The following is a 19,225-nucleotide window of genomic DNA, read 5'->3' as shown; positions in this document are numbered from 1 at the left end:
GAAACAATATACCAATTTGCATTGTTAGACTGTTAAATTAATAAATTGTTACATTATTTAATCCGCCCCTTTTATTCATTAAATTTTAAAGATTTATAGAATGAAAGGATTATTTTTTTTAGGGCTTACCGTTGGCTCTTTCGCTTTTTTACAAGCTCAGAATACAGATTCTCTGAAAGTAAGGGAAATTGAAGCAGTTAATTTTACCAAAAGACTTCCTGTTGCTAAAGAAATCATCAATGTAGCCAAAGATCTTGATAGCAAAAATCTTGGACAGGATTTACCGATTTTACTTAAAAACCAAACTTCCATAATTTCAACTTCTGATGCCGGAAATGGCGTTGGTTACACAGGTTTTAGAATTCGTGGAGTTTCGGGAAGCGGTATTAATGTCATGATGAATGGCGTTCCGTACAACGATTCCGAAAGTCAGGGAACTTTCTTCGTGAATGTTCCGGATTTAACGAGCTCTGCTTCACAAATCGTGATTCAGAGAGGGGTCGGAACTTCCAACAATGGCGTTTCTGCGTTTGGAGCGAGTATCAATGTACTTTCAAAAGATCCGGAAGAAAAGTTTTATTTTAAAACAGATGACAGTTACGGATCATTCAATACGTATAAATATTCTGCGGAAATCGGTTCCGGAAAATTCTGGGGCAACAAGCTTTCTGTGATGGGACGTTATACTCACATTAATTCCGATGGATATATCGACAGAGCTTCATCAAATTTAGATTCTTACAATTTCACGGCTTTGTATGAAGAAGGAAATACGAGAATTCGTCTGATGGCTTTCGGAGGAAAAGAAAAAACGTATCAGGCTTGGAACGGAATCGACAGAAAAACTTGGGAAACAGATCCAAAGTTCAATTATTCCGGAGCGATTTATGATGCAAACTGGGAAAATATTGTTGGTTTTTATGGCAATGAAACCGATAATTACAGACAAAATCATTATCAATTGCTTTGGGAACAAAAGTTTAATGATAAATGGAATTTAGAAACCACTTTACATTACACGAAAGGAAAAGGATATTACGAAAATTACAAGCAAGGCGATCCTTTTGCGAGATACAATTTGGCGGATGTAAATGGTGAAGAATACTCAGATTTTATCAGAAAAAAATGGCTGAATAACGATTTCTACGGAATGGTTTCCACACTTTACGGAAAATTAGGAATTGTTGATGTTAATTTCGGAGCTGTTGCCAATCAATATTACGGAAGACATTTTGGGAATGTAACCGGTGTTTTCTTGCCTCAAATTGATGAACACGAATATTACAGAAGTCGTTCTGTGAAAAATGAAGTCGCAGGTTTTGCAAAAGCGTTGGTTAAACTTCATGATTTCGAAATCTTCGGAGATTTGCAGTTGAGAAATATCGATTACGACACAAAAATTATCACTGCAGGAGACGATGAAGGCGCAAATCTGGACAAAAACTGGCTGTTCTTCAATCCAAAAGTTGGGGTTAATTATAGAATAGGAAGTGGAAAAGTCTTTGTTTCTTACGCACATGCCCATCGCGAACCCAACAGAGACGATTTGTTGGCAAACAATGACGTGAAAGCAGAAAAGCTTCACGATTTCGAGGCTGGTTTTGAAAGACAATTCGGAATTGTATCGTTTACGGCGAATTTATATTATATGTATTACGTGAATCAGTTGGTTTTAAATGGCGAACTGAACAATGTAGGAGCTTTCATAAGAACCAACTCAGGGAAAAGCTACAGAAGCGGAATCGAATTGGCTGCTTTGGCGAAACTTTCAAAACAATGGGAACTGACGGGGAATGTAAGTTTCAGTAACAACAGAAATTTAGATTTTAAAATCGAAAATGAAGATGCCGCAAAAAACTTGGGAAATACTCAGATTTCTTTCTCACCGGACGTTATCGCCAATTTAGGTTTGAAATTCAATCCCACCAAAAATTTCCAGTTTGCTTTGATGAATCAATATGTCGGAAAACAATATCTGGATAATACAGAAGATCAAAATCTGCAGTTGAAAGACTATCTTTTGACGGATTTTAATGCTCAATATCAGTTTAAAATCAAGAATAATGACATTGCGTTGAAATTATTGGTGAATAATATTTTCAATAAAAAATATGTCAACAATGGCGCTGTTTACGACGGCGAACCTTACTATTTTTCTCAGGCAGGAACCAACTTTATGGTTGGGATCAGCTGGAAAATTCAGTAATCAATCAGGCTATATTTAATAAATTATAGTAAAAAGTAAAGTTAGATTTTTTAAGGCTGCTTCGGCAGTCTTTTTTATTTGAAGCTTTTCTACAAATCTAAAATCATTATAATTCATCATTAATAATTAATAACAATCAAAGCCTTGTCAAGGTTTAAACCTTGACAAGGCTCACAAATACTCGCTTCATAATTGAAAGGCTTTGTGTCCTTTGCTGAGTGAAACGCCTTTGCGAGCTTTAAAAGCATTTAGTAGTAAAAAATCTTTGCGGACTTTGCGTTAAAAAGACATTTTCATTAAAAGCAAACATTCAAAAAAAACTCAAATTTTAAGACTCAAAAACAATATTTTCAACCATAAAAATAAAGAAGATCAGGTAATATCGAACTTGTACTGTGAAATTGAATAATTCGTAAAATATAAAACTATTTAAAGTCTTGTTCATAAAAAATAAATCTCCTCAAAAGTCACGAAAAAGTCATAAATTTGCGACCAAATGAATATTTCAGCTTACATTTTAGAATATTTGAAACAATTTGGAACTGTGAAGGTTCCGAATTTTGGGGTATTTTCTCTAGAAAATTCCAAAGCAATTATCAATTCCGAAAATGGGAGTATTCTTCCTCCTGCCAGCAAAATTGTCTATCTCTCGGATTATGAAGTTCAGTCCGATGAATTGGCAGGTTTTATAGCCAACCAAAAGCAGATGACGTTGGAAGCTTCGAAAACCGATCTGCAGATTCAGACCGATTTTTGGAAGAAAAAACTGCAGGCAGACCAGACTTTGGAAATTCAGGGCTTGGGAATTATCTTTATTGAAGACGGTGAAACTCATTTTAAAGGAAACAGATTGCAGTCTGATCATCCTGATTTTTACGGGTTGGAAGAAATTAAAATTTCGGATATCAATAATAAAGATTTGAAACCCAATGTTTCTGTAAATAAGGAAAAGGATTATCAATTTAATAAGTCCATTCTTTGGGCTTTCCTGATTGTTATTCCGGTGTTGGGAATTTTGTATGTTGCTTATTCTCAACAGGAACTTCTTTTCGGGAAAAAATCTTTCGATAAAACAAATATTTCTGTACAGACAAAAACCCACAGAATCGAAAAAGATACGGTGAAAGTACAGACTCATGCTCCGGTTGTAGATTCTCTGAAAAAAGATTCGGTGATGAAACAACCCGTTCAACCTGCAGTAGAAAAGAGTGTAAAAGCTCCTGTAACTACAAACAACACTAAGAAATAAATGGCAAAAATAAAAAAAGCGTCAGAATCTCTGACGATAATGACGAATATTGTACTTCCCAATGATACCAACCAGTTGAGAAATCTTTTCGGTGGAGAATTGTTGGCAAGAATGGACAGATGTGCTTCAATTTCCGCAACAAGACATTGCGAAAGAAGAGTAGTAACGGCGTCTGTAAACCATGTTTCGTTCGATCATCCGATTCCCGAAGGAGGAATTGTCGTGATGGAATCTAAAGTTTCCAGAGCTTTTTCTACTTCAATGGAAATTTACGTTGATGTTTGGTTGGATGATCCTATCAATCATAAAAAAATTCAGACCAATACAGGAATTTATACTTTTGTGGCAGTAGATGAATTTAACAGACCTATCCCAATTCCCCAAATGGAACCGGAAACAGATCTTGAAAAAGAACGATTTGCCGCAGCTTTAAGAAGAAAAGAACTTTCTCTTATCCTTTCCGGAAGAATGAAACCTTCAGAATCTGTGGAATTGAAGAAGCTTTTCCAGGAGCCGAGCTAAACACAAATAAGCACAAATTTTTTGCACAGATTTTCACAAATAATGTAACGCGTTATGAGTGAGAATATTAAAATTGCTTGTGTTTAAAAAATAAAAAACACTTAAAAAATGATGAAAAAATATGAAAACAGATATTTCAGAGAATGATATATCGAAAATCGTGTATGAATCAGGATATTTGGTTCATCGCAATTTAGGACCCGGATTATTAGAAAGTGCCTATGAAGAATGTATGTTTTATGAGCTTAAAAAACATCATCTTCTTGTGGAAAAGCAAAAACCGATGCCTTTGATTTATGACGAATTAAAGCTGGATTTAGGTTATCGGTTGGACTTAATAATTGAAAATAAATTTATTGTAGAGATTAAATCTGTAGAATCTTTGAACGATATTCATCTGGCTCAGATTTTAACTTACCTTCGTTTAGGTAACTGTAAATTAGGAATGTTAATCAATTTCAATACTCTTCACTTTAAGAATGGTGTAAAAAGAGTAATAAATGGAAATTTATAACGTGTACATTCGTGTTATTCGTGAAAATATTAGTGTCATTTGTGTTAAAAAAATAAAATGAAAATCCTTCTTTTAGATAAAAATCACCCATTAATTACCGAACAGCTTTTAGCAAAGAACTTTATTCTGGAAGAAGATTTCACATCTTCGTATGATGAGGTTTGCAACAAGATTGAAAACTATGAAGGGATTATTATCCGAAGCAGAATTCCTTTGGATAAAAACTTTTTGGAGAAAGGGAAAAATCTGAAATTCATTGCAAGAGTAGGAGCGGGAATGGAAAATATTGATATTCCGGTTGCTGAAAAATTAGGAATTCAGCTCATCAATTCTCCGGAAGGAAACAGAGATTCTGTTGCAGAACATGTTGTCGGAATGTTATTAATTTTAATGAACCGACTTTTCATCGCATCTCAGGAAGTGAAAAATGGAATCTGGCTTCGCGAAGAAAACAGAGGCGACGAATTACTCGGAAAAACGGTAGGCTTAATCGGTTACGGAAACATGGGAAAAGCAACGGCAAAAAGACTTTCGGGTTTTGGCTGTAAAGTGATTTTCCATGATATCTTGCCTGATCTTTCTGATGAATATGCAACTCAGGTTTCTTTACAAGAGTTGAAAGAAAAAGCTGAAGTATTAAGTTTACACATTCCTTTGACGGAAGAATCGTATTATCTGATCGACGGACCCTTCATTTCTGATATGAAAAACGACTTCTATTTCGTGAATACCGCAAGAGGAAAAAACATAGAAACGAAAAGTCTGGTTGAAGCCCTGAAAGCCGGAAAAGTAAAAGGAGCCTGTCTTGATGTATTGGAATATGAAAAATCCTCTTTCGAAAATCTAGAAATGGAAAATGAAGATCTAAAATATCTTTTAGATTCTGAAAAAGTAATCGTTACGCCGCATATTGCAGGTTGGACGGTTCAAAGCAAGGAAAAGCTGGCGCAGGTGATTGTAGATAAGATTGTGACGGGGTTTGCTTAATTAAAATATAGGGTATCGTTAAATTAAACCTAACAGGTTTTTAAAACCTGTTAGGTTTGAATAAATTTGAAAATCAACATTTTAAATTTCATATGATTTTAAAAACTTCAATCAAATATTCAAAATCTATATTAGTTTAACGACACCAAGTATAGAATGTTCCGACAGGTTCAACTTGACAACGTTAGAAATATTCTGTTAAAATAGAGGAATTAGTAGTAGGAATATTATGCTGAAACTGTCGAAGTATCCAATTTAGCTTATTCATCATTTTCATTTTTTATGTTAAATAATTCATAATTCAGCCTCAATATTTACTATTTATTTTGAGTTTTATTAAATTGCCGGTCATTTTGAAACTCATGAGGATGCGTAATTTTGTACTTATTTTATCTGCCTTTTTATTCCTTTTTTCCTGCAAAAAAAAATCTGAAACTCAAGAAAACGTCGTTGAAAATACGACCAATCTTCCGAATTACGGAAATGTAGACCTGAGCAATGTTTTCACGAAAGGGGACAGTCAGATTCCTGATAAAGCATCATTGGTGCGTTATATCGACCAATATTACAAAAGAGTTTGGGAAGGAAGCGATCTGAGTGGTGGGATTTTGGTCGCAAAAGGAGACGATATTATTTACGAAAATTACAGGGGTGTCGCGAGAGAGGACAATCAAAAAGCGATAGATAAAAATACACCGCTTCACGTAGCTTCGGTTTCAAAAACATTGACGGCAATGGCAATGCTTAAATTGGTAGAAGCAGGAAAGATCAAATTAACGGATCATTTAACACAGTTTTTCCCAGGATTTCCTTATCCTAATGTCACCGTTAAAACATTATTGTCCCAAAGAAGCGGACTTCCGAAATACGAATATTTCATTACAAAAATTCAGCCTGCTCCGGCGGAACTTTCAAAGACTTTTATTAGCAATCAGGATATTTTAAATATGATTATTAAATACAAACCTGATTTGGCAAGAGATACAGACACAGGTTTCATGTATTGCAACACGAATTTTGCAATGTTGGCTTTACTGATCGAAAAAGTAACCAAAGTACCTTTTCCACAAGCGATGAAAGAAATGGTTTTTGATCCTTTAAAAATGAAAAATACGTACATTTTTCAGGAAAAAGATATTCCGACCGCTTCTCAATCATTTTATTATGGTGGAAACAAATTGTATCCTTTAGATCGATTAGATTTAATTTACGGAGACAAAAACGTATATACAACGCCAAGAGATCTGTATAATTTTTCAAAAGCGATGTTTTCGAAGAACTTTTTAAGACCGGATGTTATGGAAATGGTTTTCACGCCTTACAGCAACGAAAAATTCGGAATGAATAATTATGGTTTCGGTTTTAGAATGAAAATTTTTGATAACGGTGAAAAATTAACCTATCACAACGGTTGGTGGCACGGAACAAACTCTGTTTTTGCCCATTTGTTAAAATCAAAAGTGACGATTATTGCGATCGGAAATAAATATTCAAACCGAGTATATACAGCATTGGCTTTATCCGGATTATTCGAGGATTTTCCGCCTCAGAAAGACAAACTTCACAGCATTATGAGCGATGATAAAGATACATTGAACGGACATAGTGAAGTTTATGGAGAATAATGTTTATTTTTGCGTAAACATGTTCATGAAAAGACTTCTTCTATTATTTGCCGTCGGTTTTCTGTTGCAGTCCTGTGCAAGAGTGGGTTCGCCTGTTGGTGGATCAAAAGATACCTTAGCTCCGAAATTTTTAAGTTCAAATATTGATACGACCAAAATTAATGTTCCAAGAGATATTAAAGAATTGCGTCTTGATTTTGATGAATATGTGACATTAAAAGACATCAATAAGAATTTAAGTATTTCTCCTCCGATTAAAAATATCAAGCGTATTATTCCTTCTACTATTGCGAATAAATTTGTTCTGATTCAATGGACAGATACTTTGCAGGCAAATACGACGTACAATTTCAACTTCGGAAATGCGATTGCGGATAATAATGAATCGAATATTTTAAGATATTACAATTTTGCATTTTCTACCGGTGAAAAGCTGGATGATCTCTACGTGAGTGGAGAAATTAAAGACGCTTTATCCACTAAAAAAGCCGGAGAAAATAAATTTGTCGTTGGTCTTTATCAGGTAAAAGATACGATCAATTATAAGCAAAAACCTTATTATATCACAAAAGTTGATGACGACGGATATTATGAATTGAATTATCTGGCTCCCGGAAAATATAAAATCATCGCTTTTGAAGATGAAAACGGAAATTCAATGTATGATGCGGGTAAAGAAAAGGTTGGTTTCCAGAAAGATCCTGTAGATGTTGAGAAATCTGTTTCTGGATTAAACTTAAAATTATATCCTTCTAAAAAAGCAGTGAAATATCTTGAAATGAAGGAAACCGCAGGTGGAATTGTCATGGCTTTTGAAGGAAGACCCAATAATGTGAAAGTTCAGCCTTTAAGTGAAAAGCTTAAGGATTATAAAGTTACCCACGCTCCGAAATCTGATACGGTAAGAATCTGGTTTGATGCCGTAAAAAGCGAGATCGGACAAAATACAACCGAAAATTTGAAGTTTGGTTATAATGCAGATGTCAAAAAAGATACTCTTTATAATGCATCGCTGTTTTACAAGTACAATACGAAAGGCACGATGGATATCAACAGCGATAATGGAGGCGGTATGTTGGCTCCACAGTCGGACTTTAAGATCAGCTCGAATTATTATTTAGATAAAATTAATACCGATAAATGGGTTTTCAAAGTAGGAGGAGATTCTATCAATACGATTCCTTTTACGGCAAAAATTTCAGAGACAAATCCTTATCAGATTCAGGTAAATGCAGATTTTGTTTCCGGGAAAAAATATCAGTTGACAGTTCCGAAAGAAACGGTTTCATCTTTTTATGCTAAAAATACACAGTCTAAACGTTTTGATTTTGAAGTTGATAAAATTGAAAACTTCGGAAGTTTGAAATTTATCTTAGAAAATGCACCGACTTCAAGCTATTGGCTTCAATTATTAGATGCTTCCGATAAAGTTTTATTCCAAAAATATACGAAAGGCAGTGAAGTTAAATTTGATATTCTGAAACCCGGCGAATATATCGTGAGAATTTTGGTTGATAATAATGAAAATAAATTCTGGGACGAAGCCGATTTCCTAAATGGTGTTTTTGCAGAAGATTCTTATATTTATTATAAAACAGCGGTTGTGAGACCGCTTTGGGACGGCATTGAAAACTGGGATTTGAAAAATACCAGAGTATTGGATGTTTCAAAATTAAGTATTCCAAAAACAAATACTGATATTCCGAAAAAAGATCCTAAGAAACCGGATTTAAAGACTGATAACGCTTTGTTATCACCCACGAGATAAAAATGAAAACGTTTAAAAAAATACTTTTCTGGAGCTTAGTTGGTTTTGCTCTAATTCAGTTTATTCCAACGGATAAAGTAAATCAACCGATAGATCACAAAGTGAATTTTGTGGATGCTAAAAAAACTCCTGAAAAAATCAGAGGATTGATAAAAGGAGCTTGCTACGATTGCCATTCCAATGAAACGGTTTATCCGAAATACGCTTATATTGCACCGATTTCATGGTCGATAAAAAGCCACGTCAATGAAGGCAGAGAACACCTGAATTTTTCGATTTGGGATTCTTACAACAAAGAATTGAAAGAAAGTATGCTTAGTCAGGTAATTGAAACAGTTCATGGGAAATTGATGCCGTTGCCGGGATATATAGCTTATCATAAAGAAGCTAATTTATCCGATGCAGAAAGAACATTGCTGACAAAATACTTTGAGGAAATGCTGAAATCGAAAACGTATTAATTTAGATTAAATAAAAAATTCCCACAAATCTCGCAGATTTTAACAGATGTTTATGTTTTAAATTCTTCTAAAAAAGAAAGAATATGCGCAACCATCAGTGAAAATCTGTAAGATCTGTGGGAAAAATATTTTTAGTCAGAAATTAAATATTCTTTAAATACTTTTCAAAAAACTTTTTCTGAGAATCAAAAGCAAGGTCTTCAAGATCCAGTTCTTTTAACGGAATCCAGACTGCTTCTGAAATTTCAGACAATTCAAGATTTACTTTGAATTTTTCCGAAACATTGTATTCATAAAAAAGATCAATCGTATTATAATCAATCTCTTTGTATTGATATACATTCGGAAGGCTTGTTAAGTATTTTAAATTTGAAATATCAACATCAAGCTGCAATTCCTCAAAAAGCTCTCTTTTGCACGTTTCTTCCGCGCTTTCCTTTGGATCTACAAATCCTCCGGCAAGATCGAGTTTTCCTTTTTTCGGATCTCTGTTTCTTCTTGTAAGGTAAATTTCATCATTATGTCTTATCACTACGGCTACAGCTCCTGCAACGTTGTTGTATAATGTGAAATTACAGTTGGGGCAGCTCCATTTTTTTTCACCGTCCCATTGTAAAGATTCTTTGCCACAGCTTGGGCAATATTTCAATATTTTCATTGAACAATATTAATATTTCTCGGGTGATAATTCAAGATAACATCTCGAAGTTCCTCCGTTTTCAGATGGGTATAGATTTCCGTTGTGGTAATGCTCGAATGACCAAGCATTTCCTGAATATAACGAAGATCTGCACCATTTTGCAACAAATGCGTCGCAAAAGAATGTCTGAATGTGTGAGGAGAGATTTTCTTGCTTACACCGGCTTTATCTGTTAATTCTTTTATGATTAAGAATACGATGACTCTGGACATCGATGTTCCTCTGCTATTTAAGAAAAGGGTGTCTTCGTACTTTTTATTAATTTTATTCTTAGAACGAGTCTCCTTAATGTATTCCTGCAGTAATTCTGAGGTATAATCAGCCAAAGGAACGAAACGGGTTTTATTTCCCTTTCCGTTTACTTTGATGTACTGTTCTTTGATATTAATATTCGAAATTTTAAGTTCGATAAGTTCCGAAACGCGAAGTCCGCATCCGTACAATACTTCAATGATACATTGATTTCTCTTTCCTAAATCAGAATTGATCTCGATGGCACTGATGATTTTGTTGATATCAACCAGGCTTAATGTATCGGGTAAATAGAGACCCAATTTCGGACCTTCAAGCAGAGAAGCCGGATTATCTTCACGATATTCATCCTCCAGTAAGAATTTGAAGAATGCTTTAATCGAAGATATCCATCTCGCTTGAGATCTCTCACTGAATTTTTGTTTGGAAAGATTGAAGATGTATTCTTGCAGGTTTTCGTAGCCTATGATGTCTGGTCCGACGTTTTCCAGATCTACTACTGCGTATTCTCTTAGTTTTTTAATGTCTCGAATATAGGCGTCGAGCGTGTTGTCTGAAAAATTTCTTTCGAAGCGAAGAAATATTTCAAAATCCTTAATTTTTTCATCCCAAGTCATGTTGTTGTGTTATTTTTTTAGTTCACAGTCCGAAATTTGCTCTATTTCAATATTATGGTTTCTTAAAAACGATATCCCGTCATCGTCTGAATATTCATTAATGTAGACCAATCTTGCAATTCCCGCCTGGAGAATGAGCTTGCTGCAATCTTTGCACGGAGAGAGCGTTAAATACAACGTTCCGCCTTTTGCAGATTGCGAGGAAGCTGCCAGTTTTAAAATAGCATTGGCTTCCGCATGCAGCACATACCAGTGTGTTTTGCCTTCATTGTCCTCACAACAGTTTTCAAACCCCGAAGGAGTACCATTATAACCATCTGAAATAATCATCCTATCTTTTACGATAAGAGCTCCTACTTGCTTTCGTTTACAGTAGGATAGTTTTGCCCATTCCTGAGCCATTTTTAGATAAGCTTTGTCAAACTTATTCATACGGCAGCATTGTTTTTTTTCGAAATAATTTGTATTAAGGTCAGGTTAGAAATTCGGTTTTCTTTTTTCTAAAAACGCAGAAACTCCTTCCTTTTTATCATCTAAGTCAAAAAGCTCTCCGAAATATTTAATTTCAGTTTCAAAACCTTTTTCCGTGTCCGATAAGTTTACAGCATGAATCGCCTTAGAAATTGCCATCGGTGAATTGTGGGCAATAACGTTTGCTAATTCTTTTGTTTTGGTTAATAATTCTTCAATAGGGTACACTTCATTTACCAAGCCGATTTCTTTTGCTCTCTTAGCAGGAACCATTTTGGCAGAGAATATAATTTCGTTGGCAATACCTTTTCCTACAAGCTTCGGAAGCCTTTGAGTTCCTCCATAACCGGGAATTAACCCTAAAGTTACTTCCGGAAGTCCCAATCTCGCATTTTCCGATGCGTATCTGATGTGGCATGCCATTGCAAGCTCCAGACCACCTCCTAGAGCAAAACCGTTCACGGCTGCAATTACAGGTTTGGTCATATTTTCTATTTTGTTGAATAACGTATTTTGTCCGTTTCTGGCAAGCTCTTCTGCTTTTTCCTGTCCAAAATCACTGAATTCTTTTATATCAGCTCCCGCAACGAAAGATTTTTCGCCACTTCCCGTAAGGATAATTACCCTGCAAGAGGTGTCCGAATTCAATTCGTCCAAAGCAGAACTTATTTCCCTGATTGTTTGAGCATTTAACGCATTTAAACTTTCAGGTCTATTTATTGTAATTATAGATACCTTATCTTCTTTATTTAATAATATGTTTTCGAAACTCATTTTTCACTTTAAAATATTATTTCCTGCAAATTATAAATTTTTTGCAAAAAAAAGGAAAAAATATTGACTTTTTTTCCTTTTGATTAAAATTATTCTTTACTATAATTATTTGGAATGGTTCATCATATTGGCATCAATAACGACATTAAGTTGTGAAGCTACTTTCATGCCAAGCTCAATATTGGCTCTGAAAAAGTGGCACAATTGGCGATTAATGATTTCGTCTTTTTTCGGACCTGTAATTCCTTTCATACTTCCGATGATATTATTCACCAGATTTTGTCTCTCTTCCGCATTCATTGCTTTTGAATACAATAATCCCGGCTGAGTGTAATGATCGTCGTCGTTTTCGTTTCTGTTGTAGCTTGCGACATGAGCGCTGTCTAATTCGTATTCATGATTTTTATACGAAGAATCAGCCTTAATATCATCAAAACTATTCGGATGATAATTCGGTTTGTCCTGATATTCGCTTGAATCTGCCATGAAACCGTCTCTCTGATAATTATTAACGGCAAAAGGACATCTGTTCACTTCTAATAAATGAGAGTTTACACCAACTCTGTATCGGTGAGCATCCGGATAAGAAAATAATCTTCCCTGAAGCATTTTGTCGGGTGAAAAGCTAATTCCGTTGATTAAGTTGCTTGGTGAAAAAGTAGATTGCTCCACATGGGCAAAATAATTGACCGGAACTTCATTCAATTCCATTTCTCCTACTTCAATCATAGGGAAATCGTCATGAAACCAAACTTTCGTTACATCAAAAGGATTCCATCTGAAATCTCTTGCCTGCTCTTCGGTCATCACTTGGATATACATTGTCCATTTCGGGAAGTTTCCTTCTTCTATGGCGTTACAAAGATCTTCTTGTGCAAAATCCGGATTTTCTCCTGCCATTTTTACGGCATCATCATTAGAAAAATTCTTAACGCCTTGTTTTGTTTTAAAATGAAATTTCACCCAAGTTCTTTCGTTTTTATCATTAATCATTGCGAAAGTGTGAGATCCGAAGCCGTTCATATGTCTGTATCCGTGAGGTGTTCCTCTGTCGGACATTAGAATTAAAACCTGATGCAAAGACTCTGGATTTAAGCTCCAGAAATCCCACATCATGGTGGCACTTTTCAAGTTCGTTTTCGGAACTCTTTTTTGAGTATGGATAAAGTCGGGGAATTTTTTAGCATCTTTAATAAAGAAAACAGGCGTGTTGTTACCAACCAAATCCCAGTTTCCGTCTTCTGTATAAAATTTTAAAGCAAAACCTCTAGGATCTCTTGCAGTATCTGCACTTCCTTTTTCGCCTCCAACGGTAGAAAAGCGGGCAAACATTCTGGATGAATTACCAACGTTTGAAAATAATTTTGCTTTGGTATATTGACTGATATCGTGTGTTACGGTGAAAGTTCCGTAAGCGCCGCTTCCTTTTGCATGAACAATTCTCTCGGGAATTCTTTCTCTCACAAAATGCGCAAGATTTTCCTGCAAAATAAAATCCTGTAAAAGAACCGGACCTCTAGGACCTGCTGTTTGTGAATCCTGATGTTCGAAATAGGGTGAGCCGTTACTTAATGTTAATTTTTTAGAATCCATAGAGTTATGATTTGAATAATCGGTTTTGTTCGTAAACCAATTTGTATTGACGTATTAAATATCAAATTTACTTCAATTTTTAATTACTAATAGCAAAAACATTTTATCTTTGTAATAGATAATATTAATCACAATGAACATTCAGCAACTGGAGTATCTTATCGCTGTAGATAAGTACAAACATTTTGGTAAAGCAGCTCAAGCGTGCTTCATCACTCAGCCTACGTTAAGTGCAATGATTCAGAAATTTGAGGATGAACTGGATGTAAAAGTATTCGACAGAACAACACACCCAATCCGTACGACGGATGTAGGACTGCAGATTATTGATCAGGCAAAAGTCATCATAGAATCTGTCAATGAGCTGAAAAATAAGGCCAATTTGCTGAATAATATTTTGGGAGGTACCATTAATCTTGGGATTATTCCTACTGTTTCTTCTTTTATTCTGCCTACTGAGATTTTCAAGTTTTTAGAAGATAATCCGAAAATCCAGATGAATGTAAAGGAAATGACAACCGATAATATTATCAAAGCTTTAAAAGCAGGAGAACTGGATGCAGGAATTATTTCTACGCCTTACGATACTGCAGACGAATTTTATCAGGATTTCTTATTTAATGAAGAATTGATGATTTATAGTTCTAATACTGAGGCTAATAAAAAGAATTCTTACGTAGTTCCTGAAGATCTTAATGTAGAAAAAGTTTGGTTGCTTGAAGAAGGAAACTGCCTGAGAAATCAATTTGAAAATATCTGTCATTTAAAAGAAAATACGTTGAAACCTAAGAATTTGGATTTCTTGGCTTCAAATATTCAGACGTTGGTGCATATGGTAGATAAAGTAGGGGGAATCAGTATTTTACCCGAATTGGCATTAAGCCAGCTTTCTGAGATCCAAAAAGAAAATGTTTTCAGATTCAAAAAGCCTTTCCCATACAGAGAAATCAGTATTATTTACTACAAACCGACATTCAAACAGAAAATTATTGATGAATTATCGCATTCTATCAGAACTTCATTGGAGAAAAAGTTGAATTATCATGAAAACCCGAAAGAATTCGTAAGCATAAAACCACAATAGTTTTTTATTGTTAATGCCTGATAAATCATTAATTTAAAGAAAATTATAATTAGTAAGCAAAAATTTTGAGTATTAAAAAATAGTACTTAAATTTGCCAAAGTTTACGAACGAGGAAAAATTTGACCTGATTGCAACCTCTATAAAAAAATGCTAAAACAGTATTACTTTTTTTAGACATTTCTGGGCAATTATTCTTATTTTTCTTCGTGAATTTTTTAATCTAAAAAACAAATAGAATAATATGTCTTATTTATTTACATCTGAATCAGTTTCAGAAGGACATCCGGATAAAATCGCCGACCAAATTTCCGATGCATTAATCGACAACTTTTTAGCATACGATAAAACTTCAAAAGTAGCTTGTGAAACTCTTGTGACAACAGGACAGGTAGTTTTGGCAGGTGAGGTAAAATCTGATGCTTATCTTGATGTTCAGACGATTGCAAGAGACGTAATCAACGGAATTGGGTATACAAAAGGAGAATATATGTTTAATGGTGATTCTTGTGGAGTTATTTCTGCAATTCACGAGCAATCTCCGGATATCAATCAGGGTGTAGACAGAGCTGTAAATGACGAGTCTTTCGAAGCTAAAGCAAACGCGCAAGGTGCAGGAGACCAAGGTATGATGTTTGGATATGCGACTAATGAAACGGCAAACTATATGCCTCTTGCATTGGATTTGGCACATACTATTCTTAAAGAACTTTCTGCAATCAGAAGAGAAGATTCTGAAATCAAATATCTTCGTCCTGATGCAAAATCTCAGGTTACCATTGAATATTCTGACGATCACAAACCGGTAAGAATCGATTCTATCGTAGTTTCAACTCAGCACGATGATTTCGCGGCTGAAGAAGAAATGCTTAACAAAATCAGAGAAGACATTAAAAATATCTTGATTCCAAGAGTGGTTGCTTTGCAGTCTGACGAAATTAAAGCGTTATTCAACGATCAGATCAAATATCACATCAACCCGACTGGTAAGTTCGTAATCGGTGGTCCTCACGGAGATACAGGTCTTACAGGAAGAAAAATCATCGTAGATACATACGGTGGAAAAGGAGCTCACGGTGGTGGTGCTTTCTCCGGGAAAGATCCTTCAAAAGTAGACAGAAGTGCTGCGTATGCAACAAGACACATCGCTAAAAACTTAGTCGCTGCAGGTGTTGCAGATGAAGTTTTGGTACAGGTTTCTTATGCGATTGGTGTTGCTGAACCTTGTGGTTTATACATCAACACCTACGGAACTTCAAAAGTAGATCTTCATGATGGAGATATTGCTAAAAAAGTATCTACAATTTTCGATTTGAGACCTTACGCGATCGAGCAAAACTTGAAATTGAGAAACCCAATTTATCAGGATACCGCTTCTTACGGACACATGGGAAGAGAGCCTTATGTAGCTGATAAAACCTTCAATAAAGGTCACAAGAACGAGTTGACTCTTAAAGGATTAGAATTCTTTACTTGGGAAAAACTAGACAAAGTAGAAGAAATTAAAGCTTCTTTCGGGATTTAATTTTTTTCTTTAACACAATAAATAACTGCTTTATCTTTCCGGTAAGGCAGTTTTTTTTAATTTTACATTTAAATAAATAGAAGATGAAGCACGCTAGATTTGCAATTACAATACTTTCCCTGTTTTTCCTGAGCACATTTGCCAACGCACAATACACGGTGCATAAAATGATAAATGTAGGATATACTTATCAAAACCAGAGTTTTGGGGAATTGGGTGGTAAATTGCTTTTCCTTAAAAATGATGATGTTATTTACCGATTGGGAGCTTCTGCGTTGATGGGTTCTGCGAATTCGCAATTTGCCATTATGCCAAAAATTTCCGCGGATGTTTTGTTAAATTTTGAAAAAAATGTAGACTTCACTCACTCTTATTATTTCCTGATCGGAGCAGAAGGAACCAACAAATATGTGGCTCCGAAAATTGGAGTTACGCTCTTTGGGATTCTCGATTTGGCAGGAGGATATGCTTTTCCGATAGGAGATAGCGGAATAAACGGCAAAGAATTGAAAGGTTTGAATGTTAATTTTACACTAAATATCCCTACTGTATTCATTCACGACATGTTTAACTGATTTTTTTTAAATTTTTCTCTTAAAAAATTAATAATAGGTTAACAGTTATTAAAATTTTATTATATTTACACCATATAAAATTGTATCCGCCTATTGATTATACTTTACTCTGAAGAATTGTTTTGTATTTACAGCTGAAACCAGATAAAATATCTGGAAAAAAGATTGTCAGCGAAAATATTTATTGAGAAGAAGTTATGAAATCAAAATCGGATAGTTTACTAATTTCCCTTTACCAGAAAGGAGACGAAGAGGCGTTATCAACCCTTATTCACCGCCACCAGAGAGAACTGTTTACATTCATTTTTTACAAAATTAATGATGAAGATCTAGCAAACGATGTGTTTCAGGATACATTCATGAAGATTATCGTGATGCTAAAAGAAGGTCGCTACAACGAAGAAGGAAAATTCATCCTTTGGGCAAAAAGAATTGCTTATAATCTTATTATCGATCATTTCAGATCAAAATCAAAAAATATTAAAGTTTCGGAAACTACTTTTGAAACAGACGAATATTCTATTTTTGATTTGCTGAGGGAGCCTTCTGAAAATATTGAAGATCAGTTGGTCACCAACCAGATTCAGGAAGATCTTTTAAGAATGCTTCAATTATTGCCCCAAAACCAGCAGGAAGTAATTAAATTAAGATTTTTTGACGGATTAAGCTTCAAAGAAATCGCAGATCATACCGACATGAGTATCAATACTACACTGGGAAGAGTGCGTTATGCTTTGATCAACCTGAGAAAAATCATGGAAGAAAAAAATATTGTCTTAACGAGATAGATAATAATTTCGGAAAATTCTCGTTTTAAGGAAAACATTTAGCCGCCTATGAGAAAAAATGATTCCTTAAAAGTGAAAACTTTGAAACCTAAGAAACAAACAATTGAGTTTTTGCTCAGTTTTTCGAAGAGTCTTGAGATTGTAAAAATCAAGAACAAGAATTATCCGATTACTAAAAATTAAAAGTATTAATTTTGTGCTGTATGAAAATTCAGCACATTTTTTTTGACCTCGACAATACGCTTTGGGATCACCGCAAGAACGCCTATCTTACCATCAAAAATCTTTTTGAAAAAGAAGAAATAGGGTTAAAATATAGTATTGATTTTGAAGAGTTTCACTCTTTTTATCATGAAGTTAATGAAAGTCTTTGGGAAAAAATCCGCGACGGAATTATTGATAAAGAATATCTGAGAAAGCATCGTTTTTATGATACTTTCAAGCATTTCGGAGTTGATGACGAAGAACTGTCGATGTATTTTGAAGAGCATTTTTTAGATAAAATTCTTAATCATAATGAATTGGTAGAAGGCGCAGCATATATTTTAGAATATCTTAAAGCTAAAAAATATACTCTGCACATTATTTCCAACGGCTTCAAAGAAGTAACGGAAAGAAAATGCATTTTATCAGGAATCGACAAGTATTTTCAAACGATTACCAGCGCAGATTCTATTGGCGTAAGAAAACCCCGACCTGAGATTTTTGAATATTCTCTAGGACTTTCTGATGCTACAAAAGAAAACAGTATTTTAATTGGTGATGACTGGATTGCAGATGTTGTCGGAGCTCAAAATTTCGGCATGGATGTTATTTTCTTTGATGTATACAAGGAGAATAAACAGGAAGAAGGGTTGAAGTCGATCACCCATCTTTTACAGATTAAAGAATATTTGTAAAAATTGCTTTTGTGATTCATTCCTAATTCTTTCCTAAATTAATATAGAATTTTGCTTCATAATAACGAACAAACAATTTTATATTATGAAAAAATTAAAAAATATCACAGGTACATTTTCCTTTATTTTCTTATTGATGACGGGCTTTGTCTTTGCACAGGACAGAGCAATAAGCCCAAACCAATTGCCGAAATCGGCTAAAAGTTTTCTTGCCACCAATTTTAAAGGGATCACTGTAAGTTCTGTGATAGAAGATCGTGAAATTTATGGTATTGATGAGTATAAAGTACGTTTAGCCAACGGAATGAAAGCCGAATTCGACAGCAAAGGAAGCTGGAAAGAAGTGGATGGCGAACATCAAAAAGTGCCTTACGGATTTATCCCGGCAAATATAAAAAACTATGTTGCCAAAAGTTTTCCCAATACGCATATCACAAACATAGAAAGAAAAAGATGGTCTTATAAAGCCGAACTTTCTAATGGAGTAGACCTGGAATTCGATGGTAGTGGAAACTTTAAACGAATTGATGATTAATAAAATTATCGATTACAACTAAATTAACCTCTTGTCAACAGGAGGTTAATAATTTTATATATTTGAAAGAAAGGATTTTAAA

General features: G+C 34.6%; 19 protein-coding genes. 14 read left to right on the top strand and 5 right to left on the bottom strand.

The window, feature by feature from the left end; translation table 11 throughout:
- The first annotated feature begins 100 nt into the window (after positions 1-100).
- The 8 genes from J3D55_RS00440 to J3D55_RS00405 all read left to right on the top strand — a co-directional run bounded on the left by J3D55_RS00440 (position 101) and on the right by J3D55_RS00405 (position 9,332).
- Complete coding sequence (locus J3D55_RS00440) at positions 101-2,206, top strand: TonB-dependent receptor (protein ID WP_259127202.1); 2,106 nt, start codon at positions 101-103, stop codon at positions 2,204-2,206.
- A gap of 496 nt (positions 2,207-2,702) precedes the next feature.
- A complete protein-coding gene (locus J3D55_RS00435; protein ID WP_259127201.1) occupies positions 2,703-3,455 on the top strand; it encodes a hypothetical protein in 753 nt (250 codons plus the stop codon).
- Positions 3,456-3,977 carry an acyl-CoA thioesterase gene (locus J3D55_RS00430; RefSeq protein ID WP_259127199.1) on the top strand — a complete coding sequence of 174 codons (522 nt, stop codon included), beginning with the start codon at positions 3,456-3,458 and terminating at the stop codon, positions 3,975-3,977.
- A 121-nt stretch (positions 3,978-4,098) separates the two neighbouring features.
- The gene (locus tag J3D55_RS00425) at positions 4,099-4,491 is read left to right on the top strand and encodes a GxxExxY protein (RefSeq protein ID WP_259127198.1); all 393 of its coding nucleotides are present in this window, start codon (positions 4,099-4,101) and stop codon (positions 4,489-4,491) included.
- 57 nt (positions 4,492-4,548) lie between these two features.
- Entirely contained in the window at positions 4,549-5,478 is a 930-nt protein-coding gene (locus J3D55_RS00420) for a 2-hydroxyacid dehydrogenase (RefSeq protein ID WP_259127196.1), read from the top strand.
- A 362-nt stretch (positions 5,479-5,840) separates the two neighbouring features.
- Positions 5,841-7,103 carry a serine hydrolase domain-containing protein gene (locus tag J3D55_RS00415; RefSeq protein ID WP_259134984.1) on the top strand — a complete coding sequence of 421 codons (1,263 nt, stop codon included), beginning with the start codon at positions 5,841-5,843 and terminating at the stop codon, positions 7,101-7,103.
- A 25-nt stretch (positions 7,104-7,128) separates the two neighbouring features.
- A complete protein-coding gene (locus J3D55_RS00410) occupies positions 7,129-8,871 on the top strand; it encodes an Ig-like domain-containing domain (protein ID WP_259127195.1) in 1,743 nt (580 codons plus the stop codon).
- A 2-nt stretch (positions 8,872-8,873) separates the two neighbouring features.
- Entirely contained in the window at positions 8,874-9,332 is a 459-nt protein-coding gene (locus J3D55_RS00405; protein WP_259127193.1) for a heme-binding domain-containing protein, read from the top strand.
- A 142-nt stretch (positions 9,333-9,474) separates the two neighbouring features.
- Here the strand turns inward: J3D55_RS00405 and J3D55_RS00400 are convergent, their stop codons facing one another.
- The 5 genes from J3D55_RS00400 to J3D55_RS00380 form a co-directional block, all read right to left on the bottom strand.
- Positions 9,475-9,990: an NUDIX hydrolase gene (locus J3D55_RS00400; RefSeq protein ID WP_259127191.1), complete on the bottom strand. Its 516-nt coding sequence runs from the start codon at positions 9,988-9,990 to the stop codon at positions 9,475-9,477.
- Positions 9,987-10,901, bottom strand: coding sequence for a site-specific tyrosine recombinase XerD (gene xerD / locus J3D55_RS00395; RefSeq protein WP_259127189.1), 915 nt, complete (start codon positions 10,899-10,901; stop codon positions 9,987-9,989). Before xerD ends, J3D55_RS00400 begins: the two co-directional genes overlap by 4 nt.
- Before the next feature lie 9 nt (positions 10,902-10,910).
- Positions 10,911-11,333 (bottom strand): deoxycytidylate deaminase, encoded by a 423-nt coding sequence (locus tag J3D55_RS00390; protein WP_259127187.1) that lies wholly within the window; start codon positions 11,331-11,333, stop codon positions 10,911-10,913.
- Positions 11,334-11,378: 45 nt separating this feature from the next.
- Complete coding sequence (locus J3D55_RS00385) at positions 11,379-12,146, bottom strand: enoyl-CoA hydratase/isomerase family protein (protein ID WP_259127184.1); 768 nt, start codon at positions 12,144-12,146, stop codon at positions 11,379-11,381.
- Between the two features lie 105 nt (positions 12,147-12,251).
- Positions 12,252-13,739 (bottom strand): catalase, encoded by a 1,488-nt coding sequence (locus J3D55_RS00380; RefSeq protein WP_259127181.1) that lies wholly within the window; start codon positions 13,737-13,739, stop codon positions 12,252-12,254.
- A gap of 133 nt (positions 13,740-13,872) precedes the next feature.
- Here J3D55_RS00380 and J3D55_RS00375 point away from each other — a divergent pair, with 133 nt between their 5' ends.
- From J3D55_RS00375 to J3D55_RS00350, 6 genes are all read left to right on the top strand, one after another.
- Entirely contained in the window at positions 13,873-14,823 is a 951-nt protein-coding gene (locus tag J3D55_RS00375; protein WP_259127179.1) for a LysR substrate-binding domain-containing protein, read from the top strand.
- 242 nt (positions 14,824-15,065) lie between these two features.
- Positions 15,066-16,346 carry a methionine adenosyltransferase gene (metK, locus tag J3D55_RS00370; protein WP_259127178.1) on the top strand — a complete coding sequence of 427 codons (1,281 nt, stop codon included), beginning with the start codon at positions 15,066-15,068 and terminating at the stop codon, positions 16,344-16,346.
- 83 nt (positions 16,347-16,429) lie between these two features.
- On the top strand, positions 16,430-16,921 hold the full coding sequence (locus tag J3D55_RS00365) for a hypothetical protein (protein ID WP_259127175.1): 492 nt from the start codon (positions 16,430-16,432) through the stop codon (positions 16,919-16,921).
- Positions 16,922-17,118: 197 nt separating this feature from the next.
- Entirely contained in the window at positions 17,119-17,709 is a 591-nt protein-coding gene (locus J3D55_RS00360) for an RNA polymerase sigma factor (protein ID WP_259127174.1), read from the top strand.
- A 203-nt stretch (positions 17,710-17,912) separates the two neighbouring features.
- Positions 17,913-18,608, top strand: a complete 696-nt coding sequence (locus J3D55_RS00355; RefSeq protein WP_259127173.1) for a YjjG family noncanonical pyrimidine nucleotidase — start codon at positions 17,913-17,915, stop codon at positions 18,606-18,608.
- An 85-nt stretch (positions 18,609-18,693) separates the two neighbouring features.
- Positions 18,694-19,143, top strand: a complete 450-nt coding sequence (locus J3D55_RS00350; protein ID WP_259127172.1) for a PepSY-like domain-containing protein — start codon at positions 18,694-18,696, stop codon at positions 19,141-19,143.
- Positions 19,144-19,225: the final 82 nt, after the last annotated feature.

Origin of the sequence: Chryseobacterium ginsenosidimutans (genome assembly GCF_024807225.1) — a bacterium.
In the GTDB taxonomy this organism is placed as follows: domain Bacteria; phylum Bacteroidota; class Bacteroidia; order Flavobacteriales; family Weeksellaceae; genus Chryseobacterium; species Chryseobacterium ginsenosidimutans.
The sequence above is the reverse complement of the archived record's forward strand: the minus strand, read 5'-3'. Positions and strand labels throughout refer to the sequence as shown.